The sequence below is a fragment of the Streptomyces sp. HB132 genome, assembly GCF_016909575.1.
Lineage (GTDB): Bacteria > Actinomycetota > Actinomycetes > Streptomycetales > Streptomycetaceae > Streptomyces.
This window is the reverse complement of sequence record NZ_JAFBGA010000005.1, coordinates 432,197-448,589: the sequence shown is the minus strand read 5'-3', so window position 1 is coordinate 448,589 and position 16,393 is coordinate 432,197. Positions and strand designations below refer to the sequence as shown.

General features: G+C 71.3%; 13 protein-coding genes and 1 pseudogene. 6 read left to right on the top strand and 8 right to left on the bottom strand.

The genetic code is table 11. The annotated features are described in order from the left end of the window. Positions 1–59: 59 nt before the first annotated feature. Positions 60–1,487, bottom strand: a complete 1,428-nt coding sequence (locus tag JOC24_RS15320; RefSeq protein WP_205020807.1) for a sensor histidine kinase — start codon at positions 1,485–1,487, stop codon at positions 60–62. After that, positions 1,484–2,218, bottom strand: a complete 735-nt coding sequence (locus tag JOC24_RS15315; RefSeq protein ID WP_275588554.1) for a response regulator transcription factor — start codon at positions 2,216–2,218, stop codon at positions 1,484–1,486. The genes JOC24_RS15320 and JOC24_RS15315 overlap by 4 nt, the downstream gene beginning before the upstream one ends. Positions 2,219–2,390: 172 nt before the next feature. On the opposite strand from JOC24_RS15315, the gene JOC24_RS15310 reads away from it, so the two are divergent. The 3 genes from JOC24_RS15310 to JOC24_RS15300 are packed head-to-tail and all read left to right on the top strand — an operon-like array spanning position 2,391 to position 4,958. Beyond that, positions 2,391–3,752 (top strand): ferredoxin reductase family protein, encoded by a 1,362-nt coding sequence (locus JOC24_RS15310; protein WP_205020806.1) that lies wholly within the window; start codon positions 2,391–2,393, stop codon positions 3,750–3,752. An 11-nt stretch (positions 3,753–3,763) separates the two neighbouring features. Further along, positions 3,764–4,198, top strand: a complete 435-nt coding sequence (locus tag JOC24_RS15305) for an FMN-binding protein (RefSeq protein WP_205020805.1) — start codon at positions 3,764–3,766, stop codon at positions 4,196–4,198. Then, positions 4,191–4,958 carry an FAD:protein FMN transferase gene (locus JOC24_RS15300; RefSeq protein WP_205020804.1) on the top strand — a complete coding sequence of 256 codons (768 nt, stop codon included), beginning with the start codon at positions 4,191–4,193 and terminating at the stop codon, positions 4,956–4,958. The genes JOC24_RS15305 and JOC24_RS15300 overlap by 8 nt, the downstream gene beginning before the upstream one ends. 50 nt (positions 4,959–5,008) lie before the next feature. Here JOC24_RS15300 and JOC24_RS15295 read toward each other — a convergent pair whose 3' ends face one another. Beyond that, positions 5,009–5,608, bottom strand: coding sequence for a sigma-70 family RNA polymerase sigma factor (locus JOC24_RS15295; protein ID WP_205020803.1), 600 nt, complete (start codon positions 5,606–5,608; stop codon positions 5,009–5,011). 144 nt (positions 5,609–5,752) lie between these two features. On the opposite strand from JOC24_RS15295, the gene JOC24_RS15290 reads away from it, so the two are divergent. After that, the gene (locus tag JOC24_RS15290; protein ID WP_205020802.1) at positions 5,753–6,748 is read left to right on the top strand and encodes a MerR family transcriptional regulator; all 996 of its coding nucleotides are present in this window, start codon (positions 5,753–5,755) and stop codon (positions 6,746–6,748) included. A gap of 286 nt (positions 6,749–7,034) precedes the next feature. Next, complete coding sequence (locus JOC24_RS15285) at positions 7,035–9,170, top strand: glycosyltransferase family 4 protein (RefSeq protein ID WP_205020801.1); 2,136 nt, start codon at positions 7,035–7,037, stop codon at positions 9,168–9,170. 66 nt (positions 9,171–9,236) lie between these two features. On the opposite strand, the gene JOC24_RS15280 is transcribed toward JOC24_RS15285, so the two are convergent. Then, a complete protein-coding gene (locus JOC24_RS15280) occupies positions 9,237–9,734 on the bottom strand; it encodes a TspO/MBR family protein (RefSeq protein WP_205020800.1) in 498 nt (165 codons plus the stop codon). A gap of 3 nt (positions 9,735–9,737) precedes the next feature. After that, positions 9,738–11,321: an SDR family oxidoreductase gene (locus JOC24_RS15275; protein WP_205020799.1), complete on the bottom strand. Its 1,584-nt coding sequence runs from the start codon at positions 11,319–11,321 to the stop codon at positions 9,738–9,740. 480 nt (positions 11,322–11,801) lie between these two features. Between JOC24_RS15275 and JOC24_RS15270 the strand changes: the two genes are divergently transcribed. Continuing rightward, complete coding sequence (locus tag JOC24_RS15270) at positions 11,802–12,374, top strand: DUF4383 domain-containing protein (RefSeq protein WP_205020798.1); 573 nt, start codon at positions 11,802–11,804, stop codon at positions 12,372–12,374. A gap of 280 nt (positions 12,375–12,654) precedes the next feature. On the opposite strand, the gene JOC24_RS15265 is transcribed toward JOC24_RS15270, so the two are convergent. The 3 genes and pseudogenes from JOC24_RS15265 to JOC24_RS15255 form a co-directional block, all read right to left on the bottom strand. After that, entirely contained in the window at positions 12,655–14,478 is a 1,824-nt protein-coding gene (locus JOC24_RS15265; RefSeq protein ID WP_205020797.1) for a glycoside hydrolase family 2 protein, read from the bottom strand. Positions 14,479–14,553: 75 nt separating this feature from the next. Continuing rightward, positions 14,554–15,453 (bottom strand): carbohydrate ABC transporter permease, encoded by a 900-nt coding sequence (locus JOC24_RS15260; protein WP_205020796.1) that lies wholly within the window; start codon positions 15,451–15,453, stop codon positions 14,554–14,556. A gap of 3 nt (positions 15,454–15,456) precedes the next feature. Further along, positions 15,457–16,389, bottom strand: a pseudogene (locus JOC24_RS15255) (carbohydrate ABC transporter permease). Between the last annotated feature and the right edge of the window lie 4 nt (positions 16,390–16,393).

Sequence of the window (16,393 nt, the reverse complement as noted above, 5' to 3'; positions counted from 1 at the left end):
CGAGCCCCGGGCGCGAACACCGTGCCCCGCGCGGCTGTGCGCAGTCCGTCGGCCGCGTGTCAGGCGGGGAGGGTGAGGCGGAAGGTGGTGTGTCCCGGGGCGCTCCTGACGGTGACGCTTCCGCCGTGAGCCGTGATGACGGCGTGCACGATCGCCAGTCCGAGGCCGGTGCTGCCGGTGCTGCGAGAGCGGGCGTGGTCGGCGCGCACGAAGCGGCCGAAGATCTCGGGCTGCAGTTCCTCGGGGATGCCCGGCCCGTCGTCACTCACGTCCACGCGGACCTCGGCCCTGTCGGAGGTGAGGGTGATGGTGACGTCGGTGCCGGGCGGGGTGTGGGTCCGTGCGTTGGCCAGGAGGTTGCCGATGGCCTGCTGGAGCCGGTGGGCGTCGCCGACGACGGTGACGGGTTCTTCGGGAAGATCGAGGAACCAGTGGTGCCCCGGGCCCGCGGCACGCGCGTCGTCGGTCGCGTCCAGGATGAGCAGGGTCAGGTCGACCGCTTCGTGTTCGAGGGGGCGTCCGGCGTCCAGGCGCGCGAGGAGGAGCAGATCGTCGACGAGGCGGGTCATACGCCGTGACTCCACGGCGATGCGTTCCAGGGCGTGCCGGACCTCGGAGGGGACGACGCCGTCATGGCGCAGGGCGAGCTCGGCGTGCCCGCGGATGTTGGCGACGGGGGTGCGTAGTTCGTGGCTTGCGTCGGCCGCGAAGTGCCGCAGTCGCTCCTCGCCGGCCTGGCGCCGCACGAGGGCGTCCTCCACATGGCCGAGCATGTGGTTGACGGCACGGCCGACCTGACCGACCTCGGTGCGCGGGTCGGTGTCGGGGAGGGGGCCGGGCATGGCGATCTCGCCGCTGGCCAGCGGCAGACCGGCGACCTCCGCGGCCCGGGCGGTGACCAGCCGAAGGGGACGCAGGGAGACCCGTACCCACACCGCCCCGGCGACGCCGGTGGCCACGAGCGCGGCGCCGAAGAGCACCGCTTCCACGGCTACGAGGCGGTGGACGGTCTCCTCCACCGGGTGCAGGGGCAGTCCGGTGATCAGGATGTCCCGGTCGTCGCCCCGGACGGCCATGACGCGGTACCGGCCCGGTGAGACGGAGAGGTGGATGCTGTGGGCGTCTGCGTCCACGGGGACCCCGGCCAGCGTGCGGCGGTCCCCGGCAGTGAGCGCGAGGGGGCGGTCGCTGGTGTCGTCGACCACGGCTGCCTGGGTGACGACGCCGTTCAGCAGGCGGGCACCGAAGGTGTACTCGGCCTGTCCGCGGGTGTCGGAACGGTTGTCCGCGTCGCGCTCCGCCTCGTGCTCCAGGCTTGCGGCGAACCTGCCGTCGGACGCGGCGAGCTGCTCGTCCAGACGGCTGATGAGGAATCCACGCAGAGCGAGAGCGGTGGTGATGCCGACGGCGAGGCAGGCGAGGGCGAGCAGCGTCACGAGACCGGCGGTGAGCTGGCCCCGCAGGGTACGCGGGGACGGGCGCCTCACGGGGACTCCGGCTTCAGCACGTACCCGACGCCGCGCACGGTGTGGATCATCGGGGTGCGTCCGGCGTCGATCTTCTTGCGCAGGTAGCTGATGTAGAGCTCGACGATGTGCGCGCGTCCGCCGAAGTCGTAGGCCCAGACCCGGTCGAGGATCTGCTGCTTGGACAGCACCCGGCGGGGGTTGCGCATCAGGTAGCGCAGCAGCTCGAACTCGGTCCGGGACAGGTCGACCACCGCGCCGCCCCGTCTCACCTCCCTGGCCTCCTCGTCCATCGACAGGTCCCCGACGCTGAGCTGGTCCACACCCGGATCGGCGGCCATGCCCGCCCGTCGGAGCAGCCCGCGCAGCCGGGCCAGGACCTCCTCCAGGCTGTAGGGCTTGGTGACGTAGTCGTCGCCACCGGCCGTGATACCGGCGACGCGGTCCTCCACGGCGTCGCGCGCGGTCAGGAACAGTACGCACACCTGTGGTGCCTCACGCCGAAGGGCGTGCAGGACCTGCAGACCGTCCTGGTCGGGCAGCATCCAGTCCAGGACCACGGCGTCGGGCCGGAAGGCGCGGGCGGTGGCAAGCGCTGTCGTCCCGTCGGCCGCGGTGCGGACCTGCCAGCCCTCACCTGTCAGCACCTCGGCCAGGACATCGGTCACGTCCGGCTCGTCGTCGACGACGAGGACCCGGACGGGTTCTCCGTCGGGGCGGTGCAGAGGTGATGTCGTCCGTGCATCGTTCATGGTCCTTTCAGCATCCCCGGTCACGGGCCGCGGCGAGGGGAGCCGGGGCTATGCGTTTCCTCTGAATCACCGCAGGAGCTGCCGGACTGGTCGGTTTCAGAGGGTTCTCAGAGGTCGGGCTGTGAGCATGGGCCGCCCGTCACCGGAATGCCGTCCCGCCCGGAGGAGCCTCATGACCAGCACGTCGACCACCACGGAAGCCAGCCGCGGCATGCGCCACCGGCGCCCGCGGCGCAGCGTCGTGCCCGTGCTCGCACCCGCGGTGATCTGGGCCGGCGCCGCAGGCGTGCTGGCCCTCTGGTGGAGCGACACGTCCTCTGTGGTCGGACCGGCGGGCTGGATCACCGGCGCGGGACGTATCACCGGCCTCCTGGCCGGATACGGCTGCGCGCTCCTGCTGCTCCTGATGGCCCGCGTGCCACTGCTGGACCACACCGTGGGCACCGACCGGCTCGCCCGCTGGCACGCCTGGGGCGGCCGCTGCACCATCTCACTCGTCCTGGCGCACACCCTGCTGATCATCTGGGGCTACTCACTGACGTCGCACACGAACGTGGTCGGCCAGACCTCCACGCTCGTGCTGCACTACCCGGACATGCTCAAGGGGACCATCGGCTTCCTCCTGTTCCTGGCCACCGGAATCCTCTCGGCCCGCGCCGCACGCCGCAGGATGTCCTACGAGACCTGGCACTACCTGCACTTCGCCACCTACCTCGCCGTCTTCCTCGCCTTCGGCCACCAGCTCTCCAACGGAGCCGACTTCGTCGGGAACCGTCCCGCCCAGATCGCCTGGTACACCCTGTTCGTCGGCGTCGCCGCCCTGCTGGCCTGGTACCGGTTCGCCCTGCCCGTCCGGCGCGGCATGCGCCACCGCATGCGCGTGGTCGCGGTCCACCCCGAGGCGCCGGGCGTCGTGTCCGTCCACCTCACCGGTGAACACCTGGACGAGCTGGGCGGGGCGCCGGGCCAGTTCCTGCGCTGGCGCTTCCTGACCCGCGAGCTGTGGTGGACGGCCAACCCCTACTCCCTCTCCGCGCCCGCGCACCCCCGTCACCTGCGCATCACCGTGAAGAGCGCCGGCGGACACAGCGCCGCACTCGCCCACCTGCGGCCCGGTACCCGGGTGTGGGCCGAAGGGCCCTACGGCGGGTTCACCGCCCATCGCCGCACCGCCCCCAAGGTGCTGCTGCTGGCGGGCGGCGTCGGTATCACCCCCCTGCGGACGCTCTTCGAGACCCTGCCGGGCCAGGTGACCCTCGTCTACCGGGCGCGCCACGCCGACGACCTCGCCCTGCGCGGCGAACTCGACGCGATAGCCGCCCGCAGGCAGGCGACCCTGCACTACGTCGTGGACGGACCGTCCGGCTACTCCTCGCCCCTCACCGCCCGTGGTCTCGGCGACCTGGTGCCGGACCTGGCAGCGCACGACGTCTACCTCTGCGGGCCGCCCGGGATGGCGCGGAGCGCGACCGAGGCCCTGCGCGGCGCCGGTGTCCCGGCACGGCGCATCCACCACGAGTCGTTCGAGTTCTGAGGAGAAACGTCATGCGCCGAGCCGTCCTGGCCGGCACCGGGTTCAGCGCCCTGGTCGTCGCCCTGCTCGCTCTCAAACCCCACCAGCTCCCCGGTCCTGCAGGGCCGATCGGCCACCCACCCGCGTCCGCCCACACCTCCACGGGACCGTCGACCAGCACATCCGCCGGCACGGGCACGTACACCGGGGATCCCGTCGACACCCGGTACGGGACCGTGCAGGTCGCCGTCACCGTAGCCAAGGGGAAGATCACCTCGGTCAAGGTGCTGCAGGCGCCGGACCAGAACGGGCGTGACCAGCAGATCTCCTCCCGCGCCCTGCCACGGCTCACTCAGGAGGCCGTCGACGCCCAGAGCGCGCACATCGACGCGGTCTCCGGCGCCAGCTACACGAGCCAGGGATACGCCGAGTCACTCCAGAGCGCCCTGGACCAGGCCCATGTCTGACACCGCGTCCGGACTGCGCCACGTCGAGCACGTGATGGGCAGCGTCTTCTCCTTCGACATCCGCGACACTCCCACCCCCGCCATCCACCGTGCCCTCGAAGAGGCCGTGCGCCACCTCCACCACGTCGACGAGGTGTTCTCCACCTACCGTCCCGACAGCTGCATCAGCCGCCTCGGCCGTGGTGAGGTCAGACGCGAGGACTGCCCGCCGGAAGTACTCGAGGTCCTCTTCCTGTGCGCCCACGCCACGCGCGTCAGCGACGGCTGGTTCAGCATCGCTCCCGAGGGGACGCTGGACCCCTCGGGTCTTGTGAAGGGCTGGGCCACCGAAGCCGCTTCCCGGCTCCTCCAGGAGGCCGGCGCACACCACACCTGCGTCAACGGCGGCGGGGACGTCCAGCTCCGCGGGAGTGCCGTACCCGGCACCCCGTGGCGCGTCGGCATCGCCCACCCCCTGCGCCCCGGCGAACTGGTCACCGTCGTCACCGCCCACGACGACCTCGCGGTCGCGACCTCCGGCACCGCCGAGCGCGGCGCCCACATCTTCGACCCGCACAGTGGCGAACCGGTCACCGCGTTCGCCTCGATCACCCTCGTCGGACCGCGCCTGACGTTGACCGACACCTACGCCACCGCCGCGTTCGCCATGGGCGAGGGCGCACGGGACTGGGTGGAGGCGCTCCACGACCACGAAGCGCTCGCTGTCCTGCCCGACGGCGAGGAATGGCGCACGACGGGATTCCACCGATACGGGTCGTGAGGTGTGGGACGGCCGTGGAAGCGACCCTCGCCGGCATGGCCGTCGTGTGCCTATGCCGTGCCCTCGTCCGTGTAACCCTCCTCGATCTCCGCCCGCAACTGGGTCAGGCCCCGCCGGGCGTGACTCTTGACGGTGCCCAGGGGCATTCCGGTGAACTCGGCGATCCGAACCTGCGTCAGGTCCTCGTAGAAGGCCATGCACAGGACCTGACGCTGGTGACGCGGCAACCGGGACAGGGCGGCGACCAGGAACACGCGGTCCAGCACGTCATCCGATGCGTGCTGGATCCCACGCGGGTCGACGGCGCACGTCACGGCGTCGATCAAGTTGAGGCGTCTGTTCCTGGCTGCCAGGGCATCGACGACCTTCCTGCGTGTGATGCCGACGAGCCACGCGCCGAAAGAGCCTCGGTCCGGACGGAAGCTCTCCCGTCCGCGCCAGGCCCCGAGAAAGACCTGCTGGGTCACGTCCTCCGCTTCGTGCGTGTCACCCAGGGAGCGGGTCGCCATCGTGTGGACGAAGGAGCCCCAGCGTCGGTACATGGCCGCGAACGATTCCTCCGTCAGACGCAGGCCGGGGACGAGGCGGTCCTCGTAGGGAGGCGGCGCAGCCCACGGTGAGGGGGTGTCAGCTTGTGTGCACGTGCTCATGACCGTTCCTCCCGGCAGCAAGGGGCCTCTGCCGCGCCGGCCCCGGCCGGTGTGCTCAGCGAGGGGACCCGGCTGGACTGCACAGTCTCGGGAGCAGGAGCGACGCGTACAACTTGCGTCGTTCATGCGTCGTATGATGCGGACGTGGGACCGGACGAACACTGCGGAGAAGGCGACGACGCCCGAAGTGAGGGCGCTCTGACCACCGGTGAGGTGGCGAGACGCCTCGGGGTCGCCCCCACCACGATCCGGTCGTGGGATCGCCGCTACGGCCTCGGCCCCACCACACGTACCGGCGGCCGGCACCGTCGCTGGGCCGCCGGGGATCTCGCACGGTTACGGAGGATGTGCGTCCTGACCGGGGCCGGGCTCCCGCCCGCCGAAGCCGCCAGGATGGTGCTCGACGACTCCGGCCCCAGCACACCCCCGCCACGGACGGGAGAGCTCCCCCTGCCACGAGCGGCGGCGGGTGGACGGAGCCGGACCGGCAGCGGACTGCGCATGCGTGACGCACGTCAGGAATGCCGGGGAATGGCCCGCGCGGCCCTTCGGCTCGACGCCGCCGCCCTGGACGAACTGCTGAGCGCGGCGATCGAGGAACACGGCCTGGTCACCGCCTGGACCGAGCTGATCGTGCCGACGCTGCAGGCCGTCGGCCGTAAATGGGAGACCTCGGGGGAGAGGTACGTCGAGGTCGAACACTTCCTGTCCTGGCATGTCTCCGGGGCTCTGCGACGCCACGCACCGCCCGTCGGCCGGGACCTCCGCGGCGCCACCACGGTCCTCGCCTGCGCACCGGCCGAGAACCACACGCTCCCGCTGGAGGTACTCACCGCCGTACTCACCGAACGCGGGCTCCTCGTCCGCATGTTCGGGGCAGCCGTGCCCGTCGAGTCGATCGTCTCCGCGGTCCGCAGGACCGGGCCGGTTGCGGTCGGCCTGTGGGCGCAGTCCCGCACCACCGCGAGTCTGCCGCTCGCCCAGCACATCGCCGCGATCGAATGGGGTGTACGCGGTGCCCGCAGGAAACCGGTCGTCTTCGCCCTCGGGCCCGGCTGGGCAGGGCAGACCGCGCGGGGGCTCCGGCATCCGCCAGGGCTCGCCGAGGCCGTCAGAGCTGTGGAGTCACTCGTGGTCTGACGGTCGGTGCCACCTGTCGGGTGCGCACGGAAGAGGCGCGCCGCGCATCGGGCCGCACCGGTGGCGACGGCTGCCCGACGTCCGCGGATCCGCCATCCGGGTGACTCGGACACCGGGGCGGAGCCGCTCCGACGGAACACGCTCGTCCATGGCCGCCGGGAGTGGGCCGGCCTCCAGGCCCGGCACCACGACACGGCGGGCAGACCGGCTACGTCGGTCTGCCGAGGTGCATCCGAACGAGCGGCAGAGGGCGAATCACTGACAAACCCCTCGACAGGAGCCGTCCGTGTCCTTCCATTCCGAACTGCCCGCCCCCTCCAGCCCCAGGGCACGCAGTCCCCTGGTGGACGCGCGGGCGGCCTTCTACGCGGGCCACGGGTGGAAGGGGGTGCACACGGGGCTGGAGGGGAGCGAGCCCGCCTACGCGGAGCGCCTCCTGGAGGCGGAGTACGGGCACTCGACCGCGGCCCTCCCACCGAATACCGGGCGCCGTCCCGACGAGACGGAAGCGGGCGCCGATCCCGGCCCTGCCGGGAGCGCCGCATGGCTGAGCAGATCCGACCACCTGACGGCGACTCTGCGCCGGGCCTGCCGACTGGCCTTGCCGGTCGCTCCCGAGGACCTGCTCGCCCACCGGAACGCGGGCATCCGGGGCGGCGCCGCGGTGGCGGAGATGTGGCTCGGATCGGTGCATCACTACGGCTCACGACGAGCCGAATCGGCACTGCGGGAGTTGCTGACCCGCTCTGACCTCGACGGACCCTCCATGGCGTTGCCGCTCGACCTGGCCACGGCCTCGGCACTGCGCCCCCTGAGCGCCATCGAGACGGCCGAGTTCGCGGCGGACCGCGGAAGCCGTGCCGGGCGGCACGCGGCATGGCGTCACCTGCACGCCCTGCCTGACGGAGCCGCGTTGCTGCCCGGTCCCGACAGCGCGGCGGACGCCTACGAAAGACTGCTGCTCGCACCCTCGTACCCGCCCATCGCCTCACCCGCGGGGGAAGGTGCGGTCGTGGCTCAAGCGATGCTTCTCGGCGACCTGGACACGCCCGGACAGGGAGTGAGCGGCGGACTCGGAGTCCTCGTCGCCGGCCTGGGGGACCGTATGGCCGGCCTTGACGGAATCGCTTCGGTGATCACCGTGGTCCTGGCGGGACGCGACGCGCTGAACGACGACGCGCGGACGATGTACGAACGGGCGCCCGGTCACTGGATCGTCCGTCTGCCGGTGGACGCCGCCGGCCTTCCGGACTCCTCGCAGATGCACCTTCACCGTCCCGCGCTCGCCTGGTGGGCGGAACGGCTGCTGGGTGCCCTGCCCCGTCGGCCGCAGGTGGTGCACGTGCGCCACGCGGACGACGGCAGCCTCGCTCTCGCGGAGGCAGCCGAGCGCCTCGGATCGCGCGTGGTGTTCACCGCCGTCCCCGACCCGCACCGCCGGGTGGCCGGCCGGCTCGCCACCCCCCACACGGGCCCCCGGCCGGGAGAGCTCGGGCAACTGCGCGGTGACCTGCACCGCATCTTCGTCGGGGACCGTCTCGTCGAACGCGCCGACACCGTGATCGGTGTCGCGGGGCGCTGCTCAGCCGATGAGCTGGTGCTCCACTTCCCCCAACTCGCCGAGATGAACGGCGGGTCCGGGCCGGCCGCCCTCGTGGAAGGGATCACCCCCTACCTGCCCGGTAGGGACGAGGAGCGCCGCGGAGAGGACCTGGTCTCCGGCCTCTTCGCCGGATCGGACCGGGAGGACTCCCTGGGGCCCGAGGACCGGAACCTGCCGCTGTTCCTGTGTGTGGGCCGCATGCACGCGGACAAGCAGCAGGACATGCTCGTACGCGCCTGGATCGCGTCCGGTCTGTGCACGCGCTCGACCCTGGTACTCGTCGGTGGGTCGCCGGCCGTGGAGAACGAGTACGAGCGGGACATGCGGCGCCGCATCCGGGCGGCACTGGCAGGCCGTCCGACGGCTGCCTCCCGGTTGGCCGTTCTCCCCGCACTGCCCAACCGCGCGGTGCGGTGTCTCCAGCACGCCCTGGTGGACCCGAACCACGGAGTGCCCGTTGCGTGGTACGTCTGCCCGAGTGCCGAGGAGGAATTCGGGCTCGCACTGCTCGAGGCCATGGAAGCGGGCATGCCGACGGCTGGCCCCCGCCAGGGCGGCGTGTTCCAGTACCTCCATGACGGTGTCGGAGGAGTCCTCCTGGACACCTCCTCGGAGGAGGCGCTCTCCAGGGGACTGCTGCGGATGATCACACTCCCCGCGGCGGACCGCCGCCGGCTCGCGGCCGTGGGCAGGAACGTGGTGACCAGCCGGTACTCGGTCGCGGCGACGGCGGATGCCCTCATCGACGCCTACGGCGTCAGGCGCCGGGGACGGCGGTCCCGCGCCGTACCGTCCGGCCGGGACCCCGTCGCGTCGTGAGCCGTCGGCGTCGTCCAGGGCAGCGGCGGCTCCGCCCGGCCGCTCTCAGTACCTCGCCGTCGGCCCTCAGGTGTTCGCCGACCAGATGGACCAGTTCAGCACCGAGGCGTAGGCGACCCAGACCAGGTACGGCGCGAGCAGTACGGCGGCCCATGTGCGCAGTCGAGCGAACTTCACCATCGTGACGATCAGGGCGGTCACGAGGAGAAGGATGTCGACCAGGGCGAGACCGTACTGTCCCGCGCCGAAGAACAGGGGCGTCCAGGCCAGGTTGAGGAGGAGCTGCACGGACCACCACAGCAGGGCGGTTCTGCTGCCGGGCCGGCGCGTTCTCGCGATCAGCCACCCCGCGACGGCAATGGTCGCGTACAGCACCGTCCACACGGGGCCGAACAGCCATCCGGGCGGCGCCCAGCCGGGAAGCCGCAAGGACGTGTAGGTGCTGCCTGCGTCGCCGGCGGCAACGGCGCCGACCACCGCCACCGCACTGCAGATCGCCAGGAACAGCAGCAGGAGCAGCCACCTGCCGGGAGCCGGGTGTTCCGTGTCACCAGGAGACGTCATGGGCTACGCGCTCCCGTCGCCGCGTACGCCGCCCCGGCGGGAGCCGTGCCGCCCGCGCCCCGCGCGGGCCTCGTCGTTGTGCGCGCTCATGCCCTTCGTGGCGGCCTGGGTGATGTTGCGGGCCATCCCTCCGAAGATGACCGCGTGGAAGGGAGAGATGGTCCACCAGTAGACGTGACCCAGCAGGCCGCGAGGATGGAAGACGGCGCGCTGTCGGTAACGGGTGCGGCCCCCGTCGCACGTCTCGGCGTACATGTCGAGCCAGGCGAGCCCCGGCAGCCGCATCTCGGCGCGCAGCCGCAGCAGGCGGCCCGGTTCGACCTCCTCGACACGCCAGAAGTCCAGTGAGTCACCCACCCGCAGGTGCTCGGCGTCACGGCGTCCGCGACGCAGCCCGACACCGCCCACCAGGCGGTCCAGCCACCCCCGGACCGCCCAGGCCAGTGGGAAGGAGTACCAGCCGTTGTCGCCGCCGATCCCCTCGATCACCTTCCACAGCGACTCGCGGGGCGCGTCCACCGCCATCTCCCGTTCGTCCCGGTAAAGACTGCCCCCGGTCCAGTCAGGGTCGGTGGGCATGGGGTCGCTGGGCGCCCCGGGCACAGCGGCGGAGGACCAGCGCGTGGTCACCTGGGCCTCACGCACTCGGCGCAGGGCGAGATCCAGGGCCTCGTCGAACGGCAGTGGCCGGCCCGGGGGGTCCGGGGCGTAGCGGGCGATGTCGTGTTCGTCGCAGACGACCTCGTGGCGCAGCGACTCCGTCAGCGGTCGAGCGATGGAAGCGGGCACCGGGGTGACGAGGCCGACCCAATGGCTGGACAGCCTCGGGGTGAGAACCGGTACCGGCACGATGAGCCGTCGCCGAAGCCCGGCCACCTCGGCGTACCGGCGCATCATCTGCTGGTAGGTGAGGACGTCCGGCCCACCGATGTCGAAGGCCCGGTCGACGTCCGCCGGCATGGTGGCCGAGCCGACGAGGTAGTGCAGCACGTCGCGGACGCCGATGGGTTGCGTGCGGGTGCTCACCCAACTCGGGGTCACCATGACAGGAAGCCGTTCAGTGAGGTAGCGCAGCATCTCGAAGGAGGCCGATCCCGAGCCGACGACCACGGCTGCCCGCAGCACGGTGGCCGGAACGGGCCCCTCCAGGAAGATCCGGCCCACCTCGGCACGGGACCGCAGATGCGGCGAGAGCTCTCGCTCCGGTACCCCTTTCGGTGTGAGTCCACCCAGGTACACGATCCGCCGGACGCCCGCGGCATGCGCCTGCTCGGCGAAGATCCTCGCCGCACGGCGATCGGTGTCCTCGAAACCGGAACCGGTCCCGAGGGCGTGCACCAGGTAGTACGCCACGTCGATTCCGCGCATGCCGGAGGCGACCGACGCAGCCTCCGTGACATCCCCGCTGACCGTCTCCACCTCCCGCGCCCATGGATGATCGCGAAGTTTTCCGGGGGACCGGGCCAGGCAACGAACCGAATGGCCGGCCTCCAGAAGCTCGGGTACGAGACGTCCACCGATGTACCCGGACGCACCGGTGACCAGGCAGTTCAGCCGCTCGGCATTCTTCTGTCCGTCCGTGTTCACGAACGTTCCTCCTCATGCTCGGCCCGGTGTCGCACTGTGGGATGCCAGATCGCTGTTCCGACCCGTGGGCGGTCGCGCGCACGGCGCCCCGGGACCACGCGTGAACGTCTTCCCGAGCGGCAGGACATGATGCTCGGGCACCGTCGTGACCTGCCCGATCGTGCGCCGGGACGCTTCGCGCCCCAGGCGCCGGAAGCACTGGGCCGACGGCGGCACCGTGCGACCCGGCCCGGCCCCGCGCGTCGATTCCGCCGCCGCGTGGTGCATGGGCCGCTCCTGCCGTGTGCGTCGCGGGGTGCGCTCCACCCACCCCTACTTCTGCTTGGAACGGGCCGGCGGATGCGCGGGGCCGCCGACGGCTCGCTGTGGGACGGGCGGCACCGCGACCCGGCGCCACCCGCCGGATACGGACGGCAAAGTAATTGCCTCAAATCACCGTATATCCGCATCCATATCGATGGCCTCGCCAGAAAGAAGGTCATGAAGCTTCGAGACGAACTTCCCGTCGATCACCATCTGGCGACCGTCTACCGCTACGGCGCGGCCGCCTGCGGCCTCATTCTGATCACCTTCGCCGTCCTGGGATTCTCTGACGCCCTCACCCCGTTCGACACGGCCGGGGACACGGTCGCGGGCATGACCACGAACACCACGCTCAGCGTGGTCTCCACGGTGGTGGGACTGGCGCTGCTCGCCGGGGCCGCCATCGGAGGCAACTTCGCCTCGACCCTCAACATGACGGTGGGAGGGCTGTTCGTCCTGAGCGGCTTCGCCCACATCTTCGTGCTGGACCGATCCGTCAACGTCCTGGACTTCGGCATGACCAACGTGGTGTTCAGCTTCGTCATGGGCCTGGTCATCGCGACGTTCGGCATGTACGGCAGGGTCTCCAGCCGCTTGTCCCAAGAGAACCCCTACTGGCAGCGCAGGCACCCCGTGCGGGCGCAGCACCGGCCGGCTCCGGTCCGTCACCTGGGCACGACGCCCGACCCGGCCGTGCTTTCCGCGGGACGAAACCCTGGCTCCACGGGGCGCGAGTCCGGTGACGGATGACCTGCTCCGCGGGCCTCGGCACCACCTGACACCCAGGGGCCGGGAGCTCGTCCACCGGCCAGAGCCGGCGGCGCAGTCGTCGGAGCGTCCGGGTCCGGACCACCGAAGACCCGGCCCGGACGGAGACCGGTGGAGTCCCCGTCCGGGGCGGTCCGGCCGCACCGACGTTCAGCACCCGGCGGGCTGACCGGGAGGCGTACGGCACACGCCCGGCGGCCTTCGGCGGTGGTGCCCGCGCGCCACGACGCCGCCGGCGGCCGGGCGGGCAGCCTACGGCCCGCTACCGGCCGTCCTGCTCCTCGATCGCCGCAGGGCGTACCTGGGCCTCGCGGACGCGTGCCACGTCGAGTTTGGTGCCGCGGTCGAAGCGGTAGATGCCGTTCTGTTCCTGGAAGACGTCCGTCAGCTGCGTGTAGCAGTAGCCGAACATGGCGGGATCCTGGAGCAGCACCCCTGTCAGGCCGCTGAAGCGCGCGTGGAACTCCTCCTCGTCGCGGACCCGTTCGCCGTATCCCCAGGAGACGGTCCGGTCCTCCCCGGACTGCGCGGCGGCTGCCTCCGGATCCCACCAGATACCGCCGAACTCACTCACGAAGTACGGCTGTCCCCGGTAGGGCTGGGAGTAGGCGGCGCCGTTCTCGTAGGTGTTGACGAACGGCTCGCCCTCGGCCAGCCCCGCCATCTGCCGCCGGAAGGCCTCAGGGTCCTGCTCGTAGCTGTGGGAGTCGTAGATGTCCGTTTCCATGACCCGGTGCGCGTAGCCGGACGCGTCGATCACCGGCCGTGTGGTGTCCAGGGCCTTGGTGGCCAGGAACATGGCCCGGGTGACGTCGTCGAGTCCGGTGATGCGGTCGTGCAGCTTCTGGTAGGTCTCGTTCAGCGGGCACCAGCCGACGATCGACGGGTGTGAATAGTCCCGTTCCACGGCTTCGAGCCACTGGCTGACGTACGCGGAGTCGGGCTGCTGGTTGTTCCCCGACGACCCGCCCGTCTCGCAGCCCCAGTCGCCGAACTCGCCCCAGACCAGATAGCCGAGACGGTCCGCGTGGTAGAGGAAGCGCTCCTCGAAGACCTTCTGGTGGAGCCGGGCCCCGTTGAAGCCGGCGGCCATGGCGATCTCGATGTCGTGGACCAGCGCCTCGTCGGTGGGCGCGGTCATCAGGCCGTCGGGGTACCAGCCCTGGTCGAGCACGAGCCGCTGGAAGAGCGGGCGCCCGTTGAGCGTGACGGCCTTGCCCCGCAGGCCGACGGCGCGCAGCCCGGCGTAGCTCTCCACCGCGTCGAGCAGCTCCCCCTGCCCGTCGACCAGTTCGAGCCGCAGGCCGTAGAGGTGCGGGTCGTCGGGACCCCACTCACGCCGCCGGTCCGCCGGGACCGGAAGATGGAGTCGGGGCGCGAGATCGAGGTCGGCGCGTGCCTCGGCCCGGCACACCTCGCCGTCCCCGTCGCTGAGGACGGCGCGCACCCGGTGGCCCGGCCGGTTCCCGGAGAGCGGGAGTTCCAGGTGGAAGGCCGAGCCGGCCAGATCAGGGGTGATCCGGGGGCGCCTCAGGTGCATCTCGTCGACGGGCTCGAGCCAGACGGTCTGCCAGATGCCGGTGACCCGCGTGTAGTTGCAGTCGTGGTTGGCGTACTGGACGGCCTGCTTGCCGCGGGCCTGCGGGCCCGAGCGGGGGTCACGGGCCCGGACGGTGACGACGACGTCCCGCCCGGCACCCGCGATGTCGCCGAGGTCGGCGGTGAACGGGGTGAATCCACCCCGATGTCGCGCGACCTCGGTGCCGTCCGCCCAGACGGTCGTGTCGTGGTCGACGGCTCCGAAGTGCAGCAGAACCCGGCGGCCTGCCCAGGCGGCCGGCAGGGTGAGGACGCGCCGGTACCAGACGGCCTCGAGGAAATCGGTGTCGCCGACCCCGGACAGCTCGGACTCGGGCGGGAAGGGGACGAGGATCCGACCGTCCAGGTCACGGGTGAGGAGACCGCGTTCGAGGCCGCTGTCGCCCCGGTCGGTCTCGAACTGCCACAGGCCGTTCAGGTTCAGCCAGTCCGTGCGGACGAACTGCGGTCGCGGGTACTCCGGGCGGGGTACGGGGGGCGTGGGCACGCGTGCTCCAGTGAGTCGTCGGGCCGGCGACGAGCATCCGGCCCAGGTGGTACGGAGGGTGGGAGGTGGGACCGGTCAGGTTCCGCCGAGGCCGGTGGTGGCCACCGAGCTGACGATGCGGCGCTGGAAGAGGAGGAAGACCACCACCAGCGGCAGCGCGGCGAGCAGGGCCGAGGCCATCGCCTGCGCGTACTGGATACCGAAGGCGTCCTTGACGGTGGCGAGTCCGACGGGGAGCGTCATCAGCCCGGGGTCGTTGGTGACGATGAACGGCCACATGAAGTTGTTCCAGGCGCCGATGAACACGAAGATCGAGACGGCTGCGACGATCGGCCGGGACAGCGGCAGCACGACCGACAGGAAGACCCGCACCTCGGAGGCACCGTCGAGCCGGGCGGCGTCCTCCAGCTCCCTGGGTATCGCGTCGAAGAACCTCTTGAGGATGAACACCATCATGGGCGCCACCACTTGCGGCAGGATCATCGCCGCATAGGTGTCCACCAGGTTGAACATCAGCATCTGCTCGAACAGCGGCACGACCAGGAGCTGCGGCGGGACCATGATGGCGGCCACGGTGACGGCGAGCAGGGCGCGGCGGCCGCGGAAGGTGCCCCGCGAGAAGCCGTAGGCCGCCAGTGTGGAGATCACGACGGTGATCAGCGTGACCAGTCCGGCCACCAGGAAGCTGTTGGCCGCCCAGACCGTCACGTTTCCGCGTTCGAGGATCTGCTGGTACGAGTCCAGGGTGAAGGCGCCCTTGAAGGGCGACAGGCCCGGCTTGGCGACGTCCCGCTCGCTCTGGACGGAGGTGGCCACCGCCCAGAGGAACGGCAGCAGCCAGACGGCAGCCAGTACGGTGAGCGCGGTGCCGGCCAGGACGCGCGGCAGTCGGCCGTGGCCGAGGAGCAGTGGGGAGCCGGCCCGTTCCCGTGGCGGGCGGCGCCGGCTCCGCACGGTGGTCGTGGTGGTGGACATGGGTCAGTCCTCCTGGCGGAAGAGGCGGAGCTGCGCGAGCGAGACGACGATGACGAGGGCGAAGAACACGTAGGAGACGGCGGAGGCGTAGCCCAGCCGGTAACCCGTGAACCCGACGTCGTAGACGTATTCGAGGAGAGGACGGGTCGAGCCGTTGGGGCCGCCCTTGGTGAGGATGTAGATCTGGTCGAACACCTTCAGCGACGCGAGGATCTGGAGCATGCCGACCAGGACGGTGGTCCGTCGCAGCTGCGGCAGGGTGACGGACCACAGACGCCGCCACGCTCCCGCGCCGTCGAGCGCGGCCGCCTCGTCGTAGGCCGTCGGCAGTGACTGCAGAGCGGCGAGGTAGAGGAGGAAGTTGAAGCCGACCGTCCACCAGACCGTGAGCGCGGCGACCGACCACATCGCGACGGCCTCGTCGGACAGCCAGCCGACGGGTTCGAGGCCCAGCGTGCCGAGCAGTTCGTTGCCGAGGCCGACATCCGGCTGGTAGAGCCAGGTCCATATGAGGGTCACCACGGTGACCGGCAGCAGGTAGGGCACGAAGAAGGACAGCCGTCACACCCACTGACCGGCCAGCCCGCTGTGCACCAGGAGCGCCATGGCGAGCGCGATCAGCACCAGGGGGACGCTGGAGGCGGCGGTGAAGAAGACGGTGTTGCCGAGACTGCTCCAGACGTCCGGGTCGCCGAAGGCCTCGGCGTAGTTGTCGAGCCCGACGAAGGACGTGGCGCGCAGCGCGAGTGAGCTGTCGGTGAAGCTCATCCAGAGGCCCTGGAGCACGGGCCACAGCAGGAAGAGGACGAAGGGGACCGCGAAGGGCAGCACGAACAGCGGGCCCGGTCCGCGGCGGCCGGCCCGGCGCCGGGGGGCCGGGGCGAGCGGCGGTTCGCCGGTCGGGGCGGGTGCCCCGAGCGGCGTGGTGGTGGTCACGTCG